At 62.3% G+C, this 17910-nt stretch carries 21 protein-coding genes; 12 read left to right on the top strand and 9 right to left on the bottom strand.

The annotated features are described in order from the left end of the window. From V7N12_RS06095 to V7N12_RS06055, 9 genes are all read left to right on the top strand, one after another. The coding region (locus tag V7N12_RS06095) for a FixG Ig-like domain-containing protein (protein ID WP_333713400.1) at positions 1–594 on the top strand (594 nt) is incomplete at its 5' end. Further along, complete coding sequence (locus V7N12_RS06090; RefSeq protein ID WP_333713398.1) at positions 591–1049, top strand: FixH family protein; 459 nt, start codon at positions 591–593, stop codon at positions 1047–1049. The genes V7N12_RS06095 and V7N12_RS06090, both read left to right, overlap by 4 nt. Next, a complete protein-coding gene (locus V7N12_RS06085; RefSeq protein ID WP_333713397.1) occupies positions 1046–3196 on the top strand; it encodes a heavy metal translocating P-type ATPase in 2151 nt (716 codons plus the stop codon). The genes V7N12_RS06090 and V7N12_RS06085 overlap by 4 nt, the downstream gene beginning before the upstream one ends. After that, entirely contained in the window at positions 3193–3354 is a 162-nt protein-coding gene (gene ccoS, locus V7N12_RS06080) for a cbb3-type cytochrome oxidase assembly protein CcoS (protein WP_333713396.1), read from the top strand. Before V7N12_RS06085 ends, ccoS begins: the two co-directional genes overlap by 4 nt. A 159-nt stretch (positions 3355–3513) precedes the next feature. After that, positions 3514–3798 (top strand): co-chaperone GroES, encoded by a 285-nt coding sequence (locus V7N12_RS06075; protein ID WP_333713395.1) that lies wholly within the window; start codon positions 3514–3516, stop codon positions 3796–3798. Between the two features lie 55 nt (positions 3799–3853). After that, positions 3854–5491 (top strand): chaperonin GroEL, encoded by a 1638-nt coding sequence (gene groL / locus V7N12_RS06070; RefSeq protein ID WP_333713406.1) that lies wholly within the window; start codon positions 3854–3856, stop codon positions 5489–5491. Further along, the gene (locus V7N12_RS06065) at positions 5380–6507 is read left to right on the top strand and encodes an NAD(P)-dependent oxidoreductase (RefSeq protein ID WP_333713404.1); all 1128 of its coding nucleotides are present in this window, start codon (positions 5380–5382) and stop codon (positions 6505–6507) included. The genes groL and V7N12_RS06065 overlap by 112 nt, the downstream gene beginning before the upstream one ends. Before the next feature lie 9 nt (positions 6508–6516). Continuing rightward, positions 6517–7356 (top strand): DMT family transporter, encoded by an 840-nt coding sequence (locus V7N12_RS06060; protein ID WP_333713394.1) that lies wholly within the window; start codon positions 6517–6519, stop codon positions 7354–7356. A gap of 52 nt (positions 7357–7408) precedes the next feature. Further along, positions 7409–8134 (top strand): alpha/beta fold hydrolase, encoded by a 726-nt coding sequence (locus V7N12_RS06055; protein WP_333713393.1) that lies wholly within the window; start codon positions 7409–7411, stop codon positions 8132–8134. Here the strand turns inward: V7N12_RS06055 and V7N12_RS06050 are convergent. From V7N12_RS06050 to V7N12_RS06040, 3 genes are all read right to left on the bottom strand, one after another. Continuing rightward, positions 8131–9204: a 5-(carboxyamino)imidazole ribonucleotide synthase gene (locus tag V7N12_RS06050; protein WP_333713392.1), complete on the bottom strand. Its 1074-nt coding sequence runs from the start codon at positions 9202–9204 to the stop codon at positions 8131–8133. The genes V7N12_RS06055 and V7N12_RS06050 overlap by 4 nt on opposite strands. After that, positions 9197–9685 (bottom strand): 5-(carboxyamino)imidazole ribonucleotide mutase, encoded by a 489-nt coding sequence (gene purE, locus V7N12_RS06045; protein WP_333713391.1) that lies wholly within the window; start codon positions 9683–9685, stop codon positions 9197–9199. The genes V7N12_RS06050 and purE overlap by 8 nt, the downstream gene beginning before the upstream one ends. 64 nt (positions 9686–9749) lie before the next feature. After that, entirely contained in the window at positions 9750–9968 is a 219-nt protein-coding gene (locus tag V7N12_RS06040) for a YdcH family protein (RefSeq protein WP_333713390.1), read from the bottom strand. A 163-nt stretch (positions 9969–10131) separates the two neighbouring features. On the opposite strand from V7N12_RS06040, the gene V7N12_RS06035 reads away from it, so the two are divergent. Further along, positions 10132–10545 carry an Hsp20 family protein gene (locus tag V7N12_RS06035; RefSeq protein WP_333713389.1) on the top strand — a complete coding sequence of 138 codons (414 nt, stop codon included), beginning with the start codon at positions 10132–10134 and terminating at the stop codon, positions 10543–10545. 3 nt (positions 10546–10548) lie between these two features. After that, complete coding sequence (locus V7N12_RS06030; RefSeq protein ID WP_333713388.1) at positions 10549–10773, top strand: DUF1150 family protein; 225 nt, start codon at positions 10549–10551, stop codon at positions 10771–10773. Between the two features lie 39 nt (positions 10774–10812). Here V7N12_RS06030 and V7N12_RS06025 read toward each other — a convergent pair whose 3' ends face one another. Both V7N12_RS06025 and trxB read right to left on the bottom strand, forming a co-directional pair. Continuing rightward, a complete protein-coding gene (locus V7N12_RS06025) occupies positions 10813–12522 on the bottom strand; it encodes a bifunctional sulfate adenylyltransferase/adenylylsulfate kinase (RefSeq protein ID WP_333713387.1) in 1710 nt (569 codons plus the stop codon). A gap of 170 nt (positions 12523–12692) precedes the next feature. Next, positions 12693–13661, bottom strand: a complete 969-nt coding sequence (trxB, locus tag V7N12_RS06020; RefSeq protein WP_333713386.1) for a thioredoxin-disulfide reductase — start codon at positions 13659–13661, stop codon at positions 12693–12695. Between the two features lie 162 nt (positions 13662–13823). Between trxB and V7N12_RS06015 the strand changes: the two genes are divergently transcribed. Beyond that, positions 13824–14324, top strand: a complete 501-nt coding sequence (locus tag V7N12_RS06015; protein ID WP_333713385.1) for an Lrp/AsnC family transcriptional regulator — start codon at positions 13824–13826, stop codon at positions 14322–14324. A gap of 94 nt (positions 14325–14418) precedes the next feature. Here V7N12_RS06015 and ccoP read toward each other — a convergent pair whose 3' ends face one another. The 4 genes from ccoP to ccoN are packed head-to-tail and all read right to left on the bottom strand — an operon-like array spanning position 14419 to position 17874. Next, positions 14419–15291 carry a cytochrome-c oxidase, cbb3-type subunit III gene (ccoP, locus tag V7N12_RS06010; protein ID WP_333713384.1) on the bottom strand — a complete coding sequence of 291 codons (873 nt, stop codon included), beginning with the start codon at positions 15289–15291 and terminating at the stop codon, positions 14419–14421. Then, positions 15288–15497, bottom strand: coding sequence for a cbb3-type cytochrome oxidase subunit 3 (locus V7N12_RS06005; RefSeq protein ID WP_333713383.1), 210 nt, complete (start codon positions 15495–15497; stop codon positions 15288–15290). The genes ccoP and V7N12_RS06005 overlap by 4 nt, the downstream gene beginning before the upstream one ends. 12 nt (positions 15498–15509) lie before the next feature. Further along, positions 15510–16265 (bottom strand): cytochrome-c oxidase, cbb3-type subunit II, encoded by a 756-nt coding sequence (ccoO, locus tag V7N12_RS06000; protein ID WP_333713382.1) that lies wholly within the window; start codon positions 16263–16265, stop codon positions 15510–15512. A 13-nt stretch (positions 16266–16278) separates the two neighbouring features. Next, positions 16279–17874, bottom strand: coding sequence for a cytochrome-c oxidase, cbb3-type subunit I (ccoN, locus tag V7N12_RS05995; RefSeq protein WP_333713381.1), 1596 nt, complete (start codon positions 17872–17874; stop codon positions 16279–16281). Positions 17875–17910: the final 36 nt, after the last annotated feature.

Raw genomic sequence — 17910 nt, 5'->3', positions numbered from 1 at the left:
CAGCAGATGGAGTGCATCACCTGCGCCCTTTGCATCGACGCCTGCGATGACGTCATGGCGCGCATCGGCAAGCCGCGCGGGCTGATCGACTATCTGGCGCTGTCGGATCAAGAGGAAGAGGCCAAGGGCAAACCGGCCAAGAAGCTCTGGCAGCATGTCTTCCGGCTGCGCACGATGATCTACACGACGCTTTGGGCCGCGATCGGGATCGGGCTGGTCTTTGCGCTGTTCATCCGCGCCGATATCGAGATGACCGTCGCCGCCGTGCGCAATCCGACCTTCGTGACGCTGTCGGACGGATCGGTCCGCAATATCTACGATATCCGCCTTCTGAACAAACACGGCGAGGACCGCGTGTTCCATCTGTCGCTGATCTCGGACGATGTGCTGCGGATCGCGCTTGAGGGCACGGCGGAACGCAGCATCACGGTGCCCGCCAACGAAACCTACCTGCAGCGCGTCTATGTGACGGCAAGGCCGCAAGACCCCGCCGCCACCAGAGATGTCACCGGACTGCGGTTCTGGGTCGAAGACATCGTTTCCGGCGAACGCGCCTACCAGGATGCCATCTTCAACGGGAGGGTCCCGCAATGACTCGCGACTTCGAATTCACCGGCTGGCACATGCTGGCACTGATGCTCGGCATGTTCGGGATCATCATCGCCGTGAACCTCTGGTTCGCCTACAACGCCATCGCCACCTTTCCCGGGGTCGAGGACCGCAACGCCTATGTCGCCAGCCAGAAATTCGAGGTCGAACGGCAGGCGCAGGATGCGCTGCACTGGGATGTGACCACCACGCTCGAGGACGATGTGCTGACCGTGGCCATCCTCGATGCGGCCGGCAATCCGGTCCGGCCAGAGGTGCTCCGCGCGATTTTCGGTCGGCCCACCCATGTCAAGGACGACCAGACACCTGATTTCGTCTGGAACGGCAGCGCGCTGACCGCGCCGGTCGAGGCAGGCATCGGCAACTACAACCTGCGGCTGGAACTGCTGGCCGAAGACGGCACCCATTTCCGCCGCCGCTTTCCGCTGAGTGCCGAATGAGCGACACCGCCGCCTGTCCGGCCTGCATCGGCCTGCCTGAAGGGCAGTTGGAAAGGGCACGATCCAACGGCACCAATCAGGTTGTCCTGTCATTGCCCGGCATCCACTGTGTCGCCTGCATCAATGGCGTGGAACGCACCCTGCGCCACATCCCCGGCGTTGCGAATGCCCGGGTGAACCTCAGCATGAAGCGCGTGACCGTCGGCACCAACCAGCCGGTCGCCGCCGAAGCGATGATCGACGCGCTAGAACTCGCGGGATACGAGGCGCGGGTCATGGACAACAGCCTGCTGGGGACCGAGGCCGACGCCTATGGGCGCGCCCTGCTGACGCGGATCGCGGTATCGGGCTTTGCGAACATGAACATCATGCTGTTGTCGGTCGCGATCTGGTCGGGGGCCGCAGGGGCGACGATGCACCTGTTCCACTGGATCACCGCCGTCATCGCGATCCCGACACTGGTTTACACCGCGCAGCCCTTCTTCGTCAGCGGCTGGCGATCCTTGCGTGTGGGCAGGCTGAACATGGATGTGCCCATCGCGCTGGCGATCCTTCTGGCCTCGGGGATATCGCTTTATGAAACCCTTCAGGGCGGCAATCATTCCTATTTCGATGCAGCCTGCACGCTGACCTTCTTTTTGCTTGTGGGCCGCTACCTCGACCATCGCAGCCGCAAGGCCGCTGCAAGTGCTGCCGCGCAACTGGCAGCGCTTGAGGTGCCGCGCGTGTTGCGGATCCGTGACGGCATGCGCCAGATGGTGGACTTTGCCGAATTGCAGGTCGGCGATCTGGTGCAGGTCCTGCCCGGCGGGCGGATCCCCGTCGATGGCATCGTCACACAAGGCAGGGGCAAGATCGACCGCGCCCTGCTGACCGGCGAGACCCGACCCGCCATGGCCACGATCGGCACCGCTGTCAGCGCCGGCGAGATCAGCATGGACGCGCCCCTGACGATCGAGGCCCTCACGGTCGGCACCGAGACCACATTGCGCAAGATGGTCACAATGGTCGATCAGGCCGAGGCGATGCGCAACCGCTATACCGCCGTCGCCGACAAGGCCGCCGCGATCTATGCGCCGGTCGTGCACCTGCTGGCGCTGGTGGCTTTCACCTTCTGGATGCTCTGGTCCGGCGATTTCCGCCTGTCGATCAATATCGCGGTCGCCGTGCTGATCATCACCTGCCCCTGCGCCATGGGCCTTGCGGTGCCTGCGGTCTCGACCGTTGCGGCGGGACGGCTGTTTCGCGCGGGGCTTTTGGTCAAGGACGGGACCGCACTGGAACGGCTGGCCGAAGTGGACACCGTGGTCTTCGACAAGACCGGCACGCTGACCATGCCATCCGCCGCGCGCGATGCGCTGGACCCCGACGCGCAATCCATCGCCAAGGCGATGACGCAGGACGCGACGCACCCTGTCGCTCAGGCGATCTTCGCCAGCCTTGACGGCGTGACACCCGCCAGGATCAGCGACCAGCGCGAACACCGCGGCGAGGGTCTGAGCGCGGTCTGGGACGGCAAGACGATCCGTCTGGGGTCGGGCGCCTGGCTGGGCATGGGCAAAGGCACCTACCTGCAGATCGGTGACGCCCGCCCGCAAAGGATCACGCTTCGGTCCGAGTTGCGCGACGGCGCGGCAGCACTTGTCAAGGCATGGCAGGCGGCTGGTCTGACCATCCATATCGTTTCGGGCGATGATGCCGACGAGACCGCACGGATCGCCGAAAGCCTGAATGTCGACCACTGGCAGGCCGAGACCAAACCGGACGACAAGGTTGCCTATATCGAGGCGCTGGCTGCCGCAGGTCATAAGGTCCTGATGGTCGGCGACGGGCTGAACGATACCGCGGCACTTGCGGCCGCCCATGCCTCGGTCTCGCCGGCCACCGCGGCCGACGCATCCCGCGCGGCCTCGGACATCGTGCTGCTGAACGACAGCCTGACACCGCTGATCGACCTGCCCCTGATCGCCCGCGCGGCTGTGAAACGCATCCGCGAGAATTTCACGATCTCGACCGTCTACAACGTCATCGCCGTGCCGGTGGCGCTGGTCGGTCTGGCCACGCCCCTGATCGCCTCGATTGCCATGTCGGCCTCGTCGATCACGGTGCTGTTGAACGCGCTGCGACTGAAAGGCACCAGACAATGAACGTGCTTGTCATCCTGATCCCCGTTTCGCTGCTCTTGGGCGGGGTCGGCCTTGCCGCCTTTTTGTGGAGCCTGCGCACCAATCAATACGACGATCTGGAAGGCGATGCGTGGCGCATCCTTTCAGACGACGATGACAGACCCGAAGACAAGGGCTGAGCCTGCCGCGCGGGCGCAGCTTCCCAGCATGAATATTTTTGCAAGACCGCTGCCAAGCACGTGTTGACTCACCCAAGCGTGATCCCTACTTACGGCGCGTTGGCACTCGACACGACAGAGTGCTAACATTGGAGTAACACGAACTGGAGAAGTTCTGAGATGGCATTTAAACCACTTCACGACCGTGTCTTGGTCCGTCGCATCGAAAGCGACGCAAAAACAGCTGGCGGTCTGATCATTCCTGACAGCGCCAAGGAAAAACCCGCAGAAGGCGAAATCGTCAGCGTCGGCGAAGGTGCCCGCAAGGACAGCGGCGAGCTGATCCCAATGGCCGTCAAGGCCGGTGACAAAGTGCTGTTTGGCAAGTGGTCCGGCACCGAAGTCAAGATTGACGGTGAAGAACTGCTGATCATGAAGGAAAGCGACATCCTCGGCATCATGTAAGGCCGGGTGATCCCTTCCCCATCGAAACCTCTATTCATTCAAGGAGCACATGAAAATGGCTGCTAAGGACGTCAAATTCAACACCGATGCACGCAACCGCATGCTCAAGGGTGTCAACATCCTCGCCGACGCGGTGAAGGTCACACTCGGCCCCAAGGGCCGCAACGTCGTTCTGGACAAATCGTTCGGCGCGCCACGCATCACCAAGGACGGTGTCTCTGTCGCCAAGGAAATCGAGCTGGAAGACAAGTTCGAGAACATGGGCGCGCAGATGGTCAAGGAAGTCGCCCAGCGCACCAACGACGAAGCCGGTGATGGGACAACGACTGCAACCGTTCTCGCCCAGGCGATCGTCAAGGAAGGCATGAAGTCGGTCGCCGCCGGCATGAACCCGATGGACCTCAAGCGCGGTATCGATCTTGCGACCTCGAAGGTCGTCGAGGCGATCAAGGCGATGGCCCGTCCCGTCAATGACAGCGACGAAGTCGCACAGGTCGGCACGATCTCTGCCAACGGCGAAGCCGAAATCGGCCGCCAGATCGCCGACGCGATGCAGAAAGTCGGGAACGAAGGCGTCATCACCGTCGAAGAGAACAAGGGCCTGGAAACAGAAACCGATGTCGTCGAAGGGATGCAGTTCGACCGTGGCTATCTCTCGCCATACTTCGTCACCAACCCCGAAAAGATGACGACCGAGCTGGAAGACGCCATCATTCTGCTGCATGAGAAGAAACTCTCGTCGCTGCAGCCAATGGTTCCCCTGCTCGAATCCGTGATCCAGTCCGGCAAGCCCCTGCTGATCATCGCCGAAGATGTCGAAGGCGAAGCGCTGGCGACACTCGTCGTGAACAAGCTGCGTGGTGGCTTGAAGATCGCTGCCGTCAAGGCACCCGGCTTCGGCGACCGCCGCAAGGCCATGCTGCAGGACATCGCGATCCTGACCGGTGGTCAGGTCATTTCCGAAGACCTCGGCATGAAGCTGGAAAACGTGACCATCGACATGCTGGGTTCCGCCAAGCGCGTCTCGATCACCAAGGACGAAACCACGATCGTGGACGGCCATGGCGAAAAGGCCGAGATCGAAGCCCGCGTCAACCAGATCCGTGGCCAGATCGAGGAAACCACCTCTGACTACGACCGCGAGAAACTGCAGGAACGCGTTGCCAAACTGGCAGGCGGTGTTGCCGTGATCCGCGTCGGCGGCATGTCCGAAGTCGAAGTGAAAGAGCGCAAGGACCGCGTCGATGACGCCCTGAACGCAACCCGTGCTGCTGTGCAGGAAGGTGTTGTCGTCGGTGGTGGTGTCGCACTGGTTCAGGGCGGCAAGGCCCTTGAAGGCCTGAAGGGTGCGAACTCGGATCAGGATGTCGGTATCACCATCATCCGCAAGGCCGTCGAGGCACCATTGCGCCAGATCGCCGAGAACTCGGGCGTTGACGGCTCGGTTGTTGCCGGCAAGATCCGCGAAAGCAACGACAAGAACTTTGGCTTCAACGCGCAGACCGAAGAATATGGCGACATGTTCAAGTTCGGCGTGATCGACCCAGCCAAGGTTGTCCGGACTGCGCTGCAGGACGCAGCATCGGTGGCTGGCCTGCTGATCACCACCGAAGCCATGGTTGCCGACAAGCCGCAGAAGGAATCTGCTGGCGGCGGCATGCCCGACATGGGCGGCATGGGCGGCATGATGTAAGTCGAAACGCGCAGCGTTTCGACGCGGGCAGCAAAGCGGCAGGCGTTTTCGCAGAAAATGCCGAGAGCTTTGACCCCGCATCGCCAATCCAAGGGCGGCTCCGACAGGGGCCGCCCTTTTCTTTTCCGCCATTCCAGACCACCTTCCCGTCACGACAGCAGGAGACGGACATGGAAAAGATCGGCGTCATTGGCTTGGGTCGCATGGGCAGTGCCATTGCGCTTCGGCTTCACCAGCAGGGATATCCGGTCACCGGATGGACCCGCAGCGGCCGGACCGTCGAAGGGGTTGCAGCGGCAGCCTCGATCGCGGCGCTGGTCGCGGACAGCGACACGCTGATCCTCAGCCTTCTGGACGACACGGCGGTGGCCAGCGTCCTCGACGCCTGCCTTGCTTGCGACCTTGGCGGCAAACAAATCATCGAAACCAGCACCGTGGTGCCGACGATCCTGAAAGACCGGATCGCGGCGATCACGTCGAAGGGGGCAACGGCCGTCGATGCGCCGATCTCGGGCGGGCCGGAACTGGTCGCCGCAGGGACCTGCGGCGTCTTCATCGGCGGGGATGATGCTGCCGCCAGCCGCGCGCAATCCGTGATCGCGGGCTTTTCGAACCGCGTCTTCCATGTCGGGCCGCTTGGCACGGGGCTGGTGATGAAGACGATCAACAACAGCATGATCCAGGTCTATTTCGCAGGGCTTCAGGACATGATGCCCTTGGCCAGACGGGCGGGGCTGTCGTTTGAAACGGCGATGCGGATCGTCGCGGGCGGCCCTGCGGGAACGCCGATGCTCATCGACCGCCTGCCACGGGTCTTGGGCGAGGACGACAGCGTCGGGTTCAGCACCGCTGCGGCCTACAAGGACAATGACGTCTTCCAGAGGGTCGCCCGCTCTTTCGGGCTGGAGGCCCCGAGCGTCGCCCATGCGGCCAAGGGCTTCGAGGCGGCCCTGAAGGCAGGGATCGGGGAACAGGACGTGGCGACGACCATCCCGCTTGCCTACCGGCAGGGATAGCGACCGCGCATGGTCAGGACCTTCGCCCTTGTCGCGCTGACGATGACGGCCTTTGCGGCAAACTCTGTCCTCAACCGGATCGGCGTCGCGCTGCAGGGCATGGACCCGATGGATTTCGCGACGATCAGGACAGCCGCAGGTGCTGCGATGCTCTGGGCGCTTGTGGCGATGCGGCAGGCCCGACGGCCCCCGCTTCTGCGGGCAAAGCGCCTGTTCGGGGCGCTGGCGCTGGCGGTCTACATGATCGGGTTCTCTTGGGCCTACATCAGCCTTGATGCGGGCCTTGGGGCGCTTATTCTCTTCGGCGTGCTACAGGTCGTGATCTTCGGCTGGGCCGTCATCGAAGGCAGCACCATCCCGCCCCTGCGATGGGCGGGCGCGGGGATCGCGCTGATCGGGCTTGGCGTCCTGCTGTGGCCCAGTGGCACGGCAGCGGACCCGGCTGCAGGCTCGCTTGCCATGGCGGCGGCAGGCATCGCCTGGGCGGCCTATACGCTTCTGGGCCGTGCCGAGGCGGATCCTCTGGGGGCGACTGCCGGCAACTTCCTGATCTGCCTGCCGATCGTGGCCTGCGCCCTCTTCTTCAGCGGCACAGGCCCGTTCAACCCTGCGGGCACCCTGACCGCCGTGATCGCAGGCGCCATCACCTCGGGCCTTGGCTATGCGCTGTGGTATCGGACGCTGCCTGCCCTGCCGACCACCGTCGCGGGGATCGCGCAACTTGGCGTGCCGGTCATTGCTGTCGCCGCCGGCGTGCTGTTCCTGGCCGAGCCTTTGACCATGCGCCTGCTGGTCGCCGGGGCGTTGGTGCTTGGCGGGATCACGTTGTCCTTACTGACGCGACGCTAGGTTTCTGGGCATGGGGTCTTTCGATGTCATGGTCTCGTGTTAGGTATAGCGCATGAGATCGCTTCTGGCCGCCCTCCTTGCCCTGCTTCCCGCAGCCCCGATATGGGCCGAGGATTGCGTCGTGCTGCTGCACGGGCTGGCACGGACGGAAATCTCGCTGACGCCGATGCAACTGGCGCTGGAGGACAGGGGCTATTTCGTGGTCAACCGCGGCTATCCCTCGACCGAGGCGACGATCCAGACACTCGTCAATGATCACGTCACCGAAGATGTCGCTGCCTGTGGTGACCGCCGGATCAACTTTGTCACCCATTCGATGGGCGGTATTCTGGTCCGTGCATGGCTGACCAACAACCGCCCCGAGCGGATGGGACGGGTCGTGATGCTTGGCCCTCCGAATGCCGGGTCCGAGCTTGTCGATATCTTCGGCGACTTCGAGCCCTTCCAATGGGTCAATGGCCCGGCGGGTCTGCAACTGGGGACCGCTGCCAACAGCCTGCCAAACCAGTTGAACGCCGTGCCCTATGAAATCGGCATCATCGCGGGCAACCGCACGCTGAACCCTGTCTATTCCGCATTGATCGAAGGGCCGGATGACGGCAAGGTCTCGGTCGCCTCGACACGGCTCGCAGGGATGACAGATCACATCGTTCTGCCGGTCACCCATACCTTCATGATGAACAACCCGCTGGTGATCGAAGAGGCGCTGGTGTTTCTGGAAGAGGGCCGCTTTGACCGGTCCCTCAGCCTGACGGGCATCATCTTCGGCACCGACTAGCGGGCTGGTCCGATCACCCGATTGACGTGGCCCATCTTGCGGCCCGCCTTGACCTCGGCCTTGCCATAAAGGTGGATCGCCGCACCGGTTTTCGCCAGTTCCGGCACCCGCAGCACGTCATCGCCGATCAGGTTCTCCATCACCACATCGCTGTGGCGCGCGCCATCCCCCAAGGGCCAGCCTGCCACCGCGCGGATATGCTGCTCGAACTGGCAGATGGTGCAGCCGTTCTGCGTCCAGTGGCCCGAGTTGTGCACCCGTGGCGCGATCTCGTTCACGATCAGCCCTTTGGGTGTGACGAACAACTCGACCCCCATCACGCCGACATAGTCCAGCGCGTTGAGGATACGGGCCGCGATCAGCACCGCGTCCGTCCTCTGCGCGGGCGTCAGGGTCGCAGGAACGGTTGTCGTATCCAGAATACCGCTCTTGTGCACATTCTCGCCCGGATCATAGCAGGCGACCGCCCCATCCGGCCCGCGCGCCCCAATGACCGAGACTTCGCGGCTAAAGTCCACAAACCCTTCCAGAATGGCGGGGGCACCGGCCATATCCGCGAAAGCACCCGGCGCATCGGCCGGCGACATGATCCGCGCCTGCCCCTTGCCGTCATAGCCGAAACGGCGGGTCTTCAGGATCGACGGTGTGCCGATGGTCCCCAGCGCCGCTTGCAGATCATCCTCTGTCACGATGTCCGCGAAGGGCGCTGTCTGCAACCCGAGGTCCTGCAAAAAGGTCTTTTCCGTCAACCGGTCCTGACTGGTCGCCAGCGCCCGCCGCCCGGGATGGATCGGCGCGAGGGTTTCCAGAAGGTCCAGCGCAGATGTGGGGATATTCTCGAATTCGTAGGTAATCACATCGACCGATTGGCCGAAAGCGGTCAGGGCGGCCGCATCCTCATAGGCAGCCCTGGTCACACGATGCGCCACATCGCCCGCTGGCGGATGGGCGCCCGGCTCGAAGATATGCGTCTTCAGCCCCAGCCGCGCCGCCGCGACCGACAGCATCCGGCCCAATTGACCGCCGCCAAGGATACCGACCGTCGCGCCGACGCGAAGCGGTTCAGTCATCGCTTGGCTCTTCGGGGATCGAGGCCGACAGGTCGGCGCGCCACTGATCCAGCCGTGCGGCCAGTGCGGCATCGTGCAGCGCAAGGATACCGGCCGCCATCAGCCCCGCGTTCTTGGCACCCGCCGCACCGATCGCCATGGTCGCCACGGGATAGCCGCGCGGCATCTGCAGGATGGAATAGAGACTGTCGACACCAGACAGCGCCTTGGTTTGCACCGGCACACCGATCACTGGCACACGGGTTTTCGAGGCCATCATCCCCGGCAAATGCGCCGCCCCGCCTGCCCCAGCGATGATCACCTGCAACCCGCGATCCACAGCCGTCTTGCCGTAGTCCCACATGCGGTCCGGCGTGCGATGCGCCGAGACGATCCTGGTCTCATAAGGCACACCCAATTCATCCAGCACATCCGCTGCCTCGCGCATGGTCGGCCAGTCCGACTGGCTGCCCATGATGATACCGACGCTCGGGTTGCTCATGTCACTACCTCACCGCGTGAAAGGAAGCGGCACTATAGCCAAGCCCCCCGCTGCGGCAATCCTGTCAGGCGATAATATCAGGCAAAATCTGGTCTTCGATCTGCGCGATCCGGTCCTTCAGCGCCAGTTTCTGCTTTTTCAATCGGCGGATCGTCAGCATGTCAGCGGACCCGCGGACTTCCAGCGCGTGGATCGCCTCGTCCAGATCGCGGTGTTCGCGCCTGAGAACCTCTAGCCTGACCCGCAAGATTTCGGCTTCGTCCATTTCGGATGAGCTGTTCATACAATCGTTTCCCGATACGCCCCGCGCGCATTGTCGCCGTTCCCGCAAAGGTTTCAACCTTCTTGTCACTCTTGATCATCACGCCTGTCGCCCCCATATTTTCCGCAAGGGGTCGCCGCAGACGGGGCCGCAACCGACAGTCGCTTTGAGAAGGACATGTCTTATGACAAAACTGGCTTTGGGAACCCATCCGTTCCTGTTGGGATTCGAACAGCTTGAACGGCTGGTCGAACGGACCGCGAAAAGCGGCAACGACGGATATCCGCCCTACAACATCGAACAGACCTCCGAGAATTCCTACCGCATCACCCTTGCCGTCGCAGGTTTCGCCGAGCACGACCTGTCGATCACCGTCGAAGACAGCGCGCTTGTGATCCGTGGCCGCCAGTCCGACGACAGCGAAGGCCGCGTGTTCCTGCATCGCGGGATCGCGGCGCGGCAGTTCCAGCGCTCTTTCGTGCTGGCCGATGGCGTCGATGTGGGCGAGGCGACGATCGAAAACGGCCTGCTGCATGTCGATCTGACCCGCGCCGAGCCGGAACGTATCGTGCAGACCATCAAGATCAGGAAAGGATAAGCGATGAACACGAAATTCGACCTCGACAAGATCGGGCAGAACATCGTCTACGTGAAGCCTGTCCTGACCACCGACCTGCCCGACGAGGTGCAGGAACAGATCGGCGATCTGTCAGAGATCTACGCCGTTCACAACGCCGAGGGCGAGCAACTGGCCCTTGTCGCCGACCGCAAGTTGGCGTTCCACCTTGCACGCGAAAACAAGATGGAACCGGTCACAGTCCATTGACGTGAAAGGGCGGCCACTGGCCGCCCGGTCTTCTTGCGCTCAGGCCTTGATCAGCCCAAGGCTTTCCAGCTTCAGGATCACCTGATGGGCGCAGTTGTCGACGGGAACGCTTTCCGTTTCGAGCCGCAACTCGGGGTTGGCGGGCACGTCATAGGGATCGGAGATTCCGGTGAATTCCTTGATCTTCCCTTCCCGCGCCAGCTTATACAGCCCCTTGCGGTCGCGGCGTTCGCACTCCTCGATGGATGTGGCGACATGCACCTCGATGAAGGCGCCGAATTGTTCGATCTCTTCGCGCACCGCGCGGCGGGTCGCGGCGTAGGGCGCAATCGGCGCACAAATCGCAATGCCGCCGTTCTTGGTGATCTCTGACGCCACATAGCCGATGCGGCGGATGTTCAGGTCGCGGTGTTCCTTGCTGAAACCCAGTTCCGACGACAGGTTCTTGCGGACGATATCCCCATCGAGCAGCGTCACCGGACGGCCGCCCATTTCCATCAGCTTGACCATCAGCGCATTGGCGATGGTGGACTTTCCAGAGCCGGAGAAGCCCGTGAAGAACACGGTAAAGCCCTGCCGGGACCGCGGCGGCCGCGTGCGGCGCAACTCCTCGACCACGGCGGGGAAAGAGAACCAGTCGGGAATCTCGATGCCTTCTGCCAGACGGCGGCGCAGTTCCGTGCCCGAGATATCGAGGATCGTCACCTCGTCCTTGTCGAGGATTTCATCCGCAGGCTCATACTGCGCACGGTCCTGCACATAGACCATCTGTTTGAAGTCGACCATCTCGATGCCCATCTCGTCCTGATGCTGACGGAACAGGTCCTGCGCATCATAGGGCCCGTAGAAATCCTGACCGGCGGAATTCTTGCCGGGGCCCGCGTGGTCGCGCCCGACGATCATATGGGTGCAGCCGTGATTGCGGCGGATCAGCCCGTGCCAGACCGCCTCGCGCGGGCCGCCCATGCGCATGGCGAGGTTCAGCAGGCTCATGGTGGTGGTCGAGGCCGGATATTGGTCCAGCACGGCCTCGTAACAGCGCACGCGGGTGAAATGGTCGATATCACCGGGCTTCGTCATGCCGACGACCGGATGGATCAGCAGGTTCGCCTGCGCCTCTTTCGCGGCGCGGAAGGTCAGTTCCTGATGGGCGCGGTGCAGCGGGTTGCGGGTCTGGAAGGCCACGACCTTGCGCCAGCCGACCTTGCGGAAATAGGCGCGCAGTTCATTGGGCGTGTCACGGCGCGCGCGGAAGTCGTAATGCACAGGCTGCTGGATGCCGGTCACGGGACCACCCAGATAGACCTTGCCCGCCGTGTGATGCAGATAGTTGACCGCCGGATGCGCCAGATCATCGGCACCGAAAACCTTTTCAGCCTCACGCGATTTGTTCGGCACCCATTTGTCGGTGACGGTCATCGTGGCAAGGATCACACCCTCTTGGTCGCGCAGAGCGATATCCTGCCCGATCTCGATCGTCTCGGCCTCTTTCTCGGACACATCCAGCGTAATCGGCATCGGCCAGAGCGTGCCATCCGCAAGGCGCATGTTCTCGACCACGGCGTCGTAGTCGGCCTGCGACAGGAACCCCTTCAGCGGATGGAAACCGCCGTTCATCAGAAGTTCCAGATCGCAGATCTGGCGCGGCGTCAGGTCATGGCTGGGCAGGTCCGCCGCCTCGACCTTCAGCTTCTGGGCGCTCTCATAAGAGACATAGAGTTCGGGGATCGGGGCAAGGTCTTGGGCCATATCGTCAGGGTCTCGACTATCGGAAAACTGGCTGTGGCATAGACGCGCTGCACCGCCAATGTCCAGCGCACAAAAGAAAAAAGGGGGGACATTCCCCCCTTTCCGGCGATTGCGATACGCGCGTCTTGGCCAATGATCGCAAGCTGCGACGATGTTCCGCCCAAGGCGCCTTATTCCGCCGCCTGCGCCGCGCTTGTGTCTTCCATCTCGGCGATGAACTTCTCGGCGTCCAGTGCCGCCATACAGCCCATGCCCGCGCTGGTCACAGCCTGACGATAAACGTGGTCGGTCAAATCACCGGCGGCAAAGACGCCGGGGATCGCGGTGCGTGTCGTGCCCGGCTCGACCTTCACATAGCCGCCGTTGTGCAGTTCAAGCTGGTCCTTGACCAATTCGCTGGCAGGCGCGTGACCGATGGCGATGAAGACACCTTTGGCAGGGATCTCGGTGATCTCGCCGGTCTTGGTATGCTTCACGCGGGCGGCTTCCACACCTAGGGGGCTGTCGGCGCCGATCACCTCGTCTATCTCATGGAACCAGAGCGTTTCGATCTTGGGGTTCTTGAACAGGCGGTCCTGCAGGATCTTTTCGGCCCGCAATTCATCGCGGCGGTGGATCAGGGTGACCTTCGAGGCGAAATTTGTCAGGAACAGCGCCTCTTCCACGGCGGTATTGCCGCCGCCGACGACGACGATGTCCTGTCCGCGATAGAAAAAACCGTCACAGGTCGCACAGGCGCTGACGCCGAACCCCTTGAACTTCTCTTCCGACGGCAGGCCCAGCCATTTCGCGCGGGCCCCGGTGCACAGGATCACCGCATCCGCCGTGTAGACCGCGCCGCTGTCGCAGGTCGCCGTGAACGGGCGGTTCTGCAAGTCAAGGTCGGTGACGATATCGCCGACGATCTCGCACCCCATGGCGCGGGCGTGGGCCTCCATCCGGATCATCAGGTCGGGGCCCTGCACCTCGGTATCACCTGGCCAGTTCTCAACCTCGGTCGTGGTGGTCAACTGGCCGCCGGGCTCGATGCCCTGAATAAGGATCGGCGCTAGCATCGCGCGCGAGGCGTATACGCCGGCGGTATATCCCGCTGGCCCGGACCCGATGATCAGAACTTTGGTGTGGCGTGTGTCGGACATGGCGGCCTCTTTGCATTTTCCTCTTTGGATATAACCTTCTCATGCGCACGTTGAAAGACGCCCATCAGGGGCATGGAATCGTTCTTTTCTTGCGCTTTTGCGAAACATTGTTGCGCCCAAGGTCGAACTTGCGTAGCATCTGCAAAAATCAGAGGGAACACAATGCCGGGCACGAAACTGGACGAAATCGACCGGATGATTCTGGCCGAGTTGCAGGCCGATGGGCGGATGACCAATGTCGAGCTTGCCAAGCGCGTCGGGATTTCCGCACCGCCTTGCTTGCGCCGCGTCCGAACACTGGAAGAGCAAGGTTATATCATGGGCTACCACGCCGATGTCAACGCCCGCGAACTTGGCTTCGAGGTGCAGGTCTTCGCCATGGTCGGGCTGGTCAGCCAGGCCGAGGTGGACCTGACCGCCTTCGAGAAACGCTGCATCGGCTGGCCGCTGGTGCGCGAGTGTCACATGCTGAACGGCGAGGTGGATTTCATCCTCAAATGCGTGGCGCCCGACCTGCGGACCTTCCAGCGCTTCCTGACCGAGGAACTGACCAGCGCCGACAACGTCGCCTCGGTGAAAACCTCGCTGGTGATCCGTGGCGCCAAGGACGAACCCGGCGTGCCCTTCGACGTGCTGGAGGCGCGGCTGGCCCAAAAGGCCTAAACCGCCCGTCAAAAAGGGCGCCCGCTTGCGCAGACGCCCTTCCTTCACTTTCCCCGAACAGATGCGCGAACAGGACGTTGGGGGATCGTGATCTCTATTCGCCACCGCCCAACTGGTGGACGTAAGCGGTGACGGCCTTGATCTGGGCCTCGGTCAGGCGATTGCCCCAAGGCGGCATGACGCCGAAGCGCGCATAGCGCACGGTTTCCTCCAGCGTCTCTACGCTGCCGCCGTAAAGCCAGATCGCATCGGTCAGGTTCGGCGCACCCAAATCGCGGTTGCCCGCACCGTCCTCGCCGTGGCAGGCGGCACAATGCTCTGCGAACAGCTCTTCTCCGGCCGACGCCAGCGCCGCATCATGCGATTGCCCCGAGATCAGCCGGACGTATTGCACCACCTGATCCACCTCTTCGTTGCTGAAGATGTCGTCATAGGCGGGCATTTCAGACCAGCGGGCATCCCAGTCCTCTTCGTTGCGGATGCCGTGGCGGATGGTGTACTCGATGCTGTCGAAATCACCGCCCCAAAGCCAGTCATCATCCAGCAGGTTGGGATAGCCCACCGCGCCCGCTGCACCGGACCCGTGGCACTGGGAACAGTTGGTGCGGAACACGGCCGCACCCGCCGAATTGGCAAATCGCAGCAGTTCGGGGTTCTCGTTCAGCGTGTTGAGGTCCGCCGATGCCAGTTGCGCCGAGATCTCGGCATTGGCATCTTCGAAGCGGGCGATTTCGGCGGCGACTTCGGCGCGCGTCGAATAGCCCAGCAGGCCCGCCGTCGCGGACGAGACCAGCGGCCACGCCGGATAGGCGATGGTATAGCCGATGCCCCAGACGATCGTGGCGTAAAAGCTCCACAGCCACCAGCGCGGCAGCGGATTGTTCAACTCCTTGATCCCGTCCCAAGTGTGACCGGTCGTATCTGTCCCGGTGACGTCATCGATATCTTTGTGGTCTTGGCTGCTCATGGGTGCAGCTCCTTGTCTTTGGAAGACCGGCCAGCCCTGTCGGGCGCGGGATAGTCATCGTTGCGGAAAGGAATGTTGGAGGTGTCCTGATGCACAGCGCGGCTGCCCGAGCGGAAGGCCCAGAGGATCGCGCCCACAAAGAGGCTGAACATCGCGACCAGCATCCAGTTGTCTGCAAGTTGGGTCAAAAGGGTCGTGTCAGTCATCGTCATTCCCCCTTATCGGCTTGCAGCTGGCGTGAAGGTCGAGAAATCGACCGTCGTGCCCAGCATTTGCAGATAGGCGATCAGCGCATCCATCTCGGAAACACCGGGTGCGCCGTCGAAATTGCGGATCTGCGCGCCGGGATAGCGTTCGAGCAGATCATCGTAGGCATCGGTGTCCGGGTCCGCCTGCGCCAGCACATCGGCTGCGGCCACCGCGATCATCTCATCGGTGTAGGGCACGCCGACGAAGCGATGGGTCGCCACCAGATCGGCCGTATATGCGGCATTGACCATGGTGTTTAGCAGATAGCCATAGCCCGGCATGATCGATTCAGGCACCACCGACTGCGGGTCGATCAGGTGATCGACATGCCACGCGTCCGAGTATTTGCCGCCCACGCGGGCAAGGTCGGGCCCTGTCCGCTTGGAGCCCCACTGGAACGGATGGTCATACATCGACTCGGCCGCCAGCGAATAATGGCCATAACGCTCGACCTCGTCGCGCATCGGGCGGATCATCTGGCTGTGACAGTTATAGCACCCTTCGCGGATGTAGATGTCACGCCCCGCCAGTTCCAGCGGGCTGTAGGGCCGCACGCCTTCGACCTCTTCGATGGTATTCTCGAGATAGAAGAGCGGCGCGATCTCCACGATGCCGCCGATGGACACGACAATCAGCGAAGAGACCAGCAGCAACGTCGGGCTTTTCTCAAGCAATGCGTGCTTGCTCAGAAAGCCCTTGGCTGGTGTGTTTGGTGTATCAGACATATCTTGGGCCTCCTTATTCCGCTGGGACGCCGACCGGCGCGGTGACTTTCGCCCCGCCACGGATCGTCATGAAGATGTTCCAGGCCATGATCAGCGCACCCGACAGGTAGAGAACCCCACCCAGACCACGGACCACATACATCGGGAACTTGGCGGATACGGTGTCGGCAAAGCTGTTCACCAGGAACCCGTTGGCATCGACTTCACGCCACATCAGGCCTTCCATGATCCCCGTGACCCACATCGAGGCCGCGTAGAGAATGATGCCGATCGTGGCCAACCAGAAGTGCCAGTTGATCGCCGACATCGAATACATCTGCGCGCGTCCCCAAAGCTTGGGTGTCAGGAAATAGAGTGCCGCGAACGTGATCATGCCGTTCCAGCCCAATGCACCCGAGTGCACGTGACCAATGGTCCAGTCCGTATAGTGCGACAGGCTGTTGACGGCCTTGATCGACATCATCGGACCCTCAAAAGTGGACATCCCGTAGAAGGCAAGGCTGATCACCATCATCCGGATGATCGGATCGGTGCGCAGCTTGTCCCATGCGCCTTGCAGGGTCATCAGACCGTTGATCATGCCGCCCCAGCTTGGCATCCACAGGATGATCGAGAACACCATGCCCAGCGTCGAGGCCCAGTCGGGCAGAGCCGTATAATGCAGGTGGTGCGGACCGGCCCAGATATACAGAAAGATCAGCGCCCAGAAGTGGATGATCGACAGCTTGTAGCTGTAGACCGGACGGCCGGCCTGTTTGGGGATGAAATAATACATCATCCCCAGAAACCCGGCGGTCAGGAAAAAGCCCACGGCGTTGTGGCCATACCACCACTGCACCATCGCATCCTGCACGCCCGAGAAGACCTGCACCGATTTGCTGCCCCAGATGCTGACGGGAACCGACAGGTTGTTGACCAGATGCAGCATGGCAACGGTGACGATGAAGCTCAGCAGGAACCAGTTGGCCACATAGATGTGCTTTTCCTTGCGCCGGAAGATCGTGCCCAGAAAAACCAGCAGGAAGGCCACCCAGACAATCGTCAGCCAGATGTCGACGTACCATTCAGGCTCGGCGTATTCCTTCGACTGCGTGGCCCCCAAGAGATAGCCCGTGGCCGCCAGCACGATGAAGAGGTTGTAACCCCAGAAGACGAACCACGCGAGGTTGCCGCCCCAAAGCCGCGCGCCGCTGGTGCGCTGCACGATATAGAAGGTCGACATGATCAGCGCGTTGCCCCCGAAGGCGAAAATCACCGCGCTGGTGTGCAGCGGGCGCAAACGGCCGAAGTTGCCGTAGGGTTGCAGCACCTCGAAATTCAGTTGCGGAAAGGCCAGCTGGAACGCGATGACCACGCCCACCAGAAATCCGACAACGCCCCAGAATGCCGTCGCGATCACCCCGGCGCGGACCACATCGTCCATATAGCCGTCAGGTGTCGCATGGACCGGCTGGTCGATGCTGCGCAGGACGCGCACGAACATGAATGCCGCGACACCCATGATGATGATGGCGTGCACGACATAGGCGACGTCCCGTCCCCAATTCGCTGCGATTGCGGCAAAGAGGGTAATCACCCCCAGCGCAATCAGCTTCACGTAGTTCCCCATAAGAGATCCCCTTCTTTCGCCGGATCGCAGATGGGC

The organism is Yoonia sp. (assembly GCF_036770585.1).
Classification (GTDB): Bacteria; Pseudomonadota; Alphaproteobacteria; order Rhodobacterales; family Rhodobacteraceae; genus Yoonia.
Note: the sequence above shows the minus strand (reverse complement) of the source record. Positions and strands in the feature narration are given on the sequence as shown.

What these genes read in the sequence shown, in the direction of transcription:
- ccoN (WP_333713381.1), bottom strand. Translation starts at nt 17,874, where the DNA reads ATGGGGAACTACGTGAAGCTGATTGCGCTGGGGGTGATTACCCTCTTT.
- ccoS (WP_333713396.1), top strand. Translation starts at nt 3,193, where the DNA reads ATGAACGTGCTTGTCATCCTGATCCCCGTTTCGCTGCTCTTGGGCGGG.
- V7N12_RS06035 (WP_333713389.1), top strand. Translation starts at nt 10,132, where the DNA reads ATGACAAAACTGGCTTTGGGAACCCATCCGTTCCTGTTGGGATTCGAA.
- V7N12_RS06025 (WP_333713387.1), bottom strand. Translation starts at nt 12,522, where the DNA reads ATGGCCCAAGACCTTGCCCCGATCCCCGAACTCTATGTCTCTTATGAG.
- ccoO (WP_333713382.1), bottom strand. Translation starts at nt 16,265, where the DNA reads ATGTCTGATACACCAAACACACCAGCCAAGGGCTTTCTGAGCAAGCAC.
- groL (WP_333713406.1), top strand. Translation starts at nt 3,854, where the DNA reads ATGGCTGCTAAGGACGTCAAATTCAACACCGATGCACGCAACCGCATG.
- V7N12_RS06030 (WP_333713388.1), top strand. Translation starts at nt 10,549, where the DNA reads ATGAACACGAAATTCGACCTCGACAAGATCGGGCAGAACATCGTCTAC.
- V7N12_RS06060 (WP_333713394.1), top strand. Translation starts at nt 6,517, where the DNA reads ATGGTCAGGACCTTCGCCCTTGTCGCGCTGACGATGACGGCCTTTGCG.
- V7N12_RS06075 (WP_333713395.1), top strand. Translation starts at nt 3,514, where the DNA reads ATGGCATTTAAACCACTTCACGACCGTGTCTTGGTCCGTCGCATCGAA.
- purE (WP_333713391.1), bottom strand. Translation starts at nt 9,685, where the DNA reads ATGAGCAACCCGAGCGTCGGTATCATCATGGGCAGCCAGTCGGACTGG.
- V7N12_RS06015 (WP_333713385.1), top strand. Translation starts at nt 13,824, where the DNA reads ATGCCGGGCACGAAACTGGACGAAATCGACCGGATGATTCTGGCCGAG.
- V7N12_RS06055 (WP_333713393.1), top strand. Translation starts at nt 7,409, where the DNA reads ATGAGATCGCTTCTGGCCGCCCTCCTTGCCCTGCTTCCCGCAGCCCCG.
- V7N12_RS06005 (WP_333713383.1), bottom strand. Translation starts at nt 15,497, where the DNA reads ATGACTGACACGACCCTTTTGACCCAACTTGCAGACAACTGGATGCTG.
- V7N12_RS06040 (WP_333713390.1), bottom strand. Translation starts at nt 9,968, where the DNA reads ATGAACAGCTCATCCGAAATGGACGAAGCCGAAATCTTGCGGGTCAGG.
- V7N12_RS06050 (WP_333713392.1), bottom strand. Translation starts at nt 9,204, where the DNA reads ATGACTGAACCGCTTCGCGTCGGCGCGACGGTCGGTATCCTTGGCGGC.
- V7N12_RS06085 (WP_333713397.1), top strand. Translation starts at nt 1,046, where the DNA reads ATGAGCGACACCGCCGCCTGTCCGGCCTGCATCGGCCTGCCTGAAGGG.
- V7N12_RS06090 (WP_333713398.1), top strand. Translation starts at nt 591, where the DNA reads ATGACTCGCGACTTCGAATTCACCGGCTGGCACATGCTGGCACTGATG.
- ccoP (WP_333713384.1), bottom strand. Translation starts at nt 15,291, where the DNA reads ATGAGCAGCCAAGACCACAAAGATATCGATGACGTCACCGGGACAGAT.
- trxB (WP_333713386.1), bottom strand. Translation starts at nt 13,661, where the DNA reads ATGTCCGACACACGCCACACCAAAGTTCTGATCATCGGGTCCGGGCCA.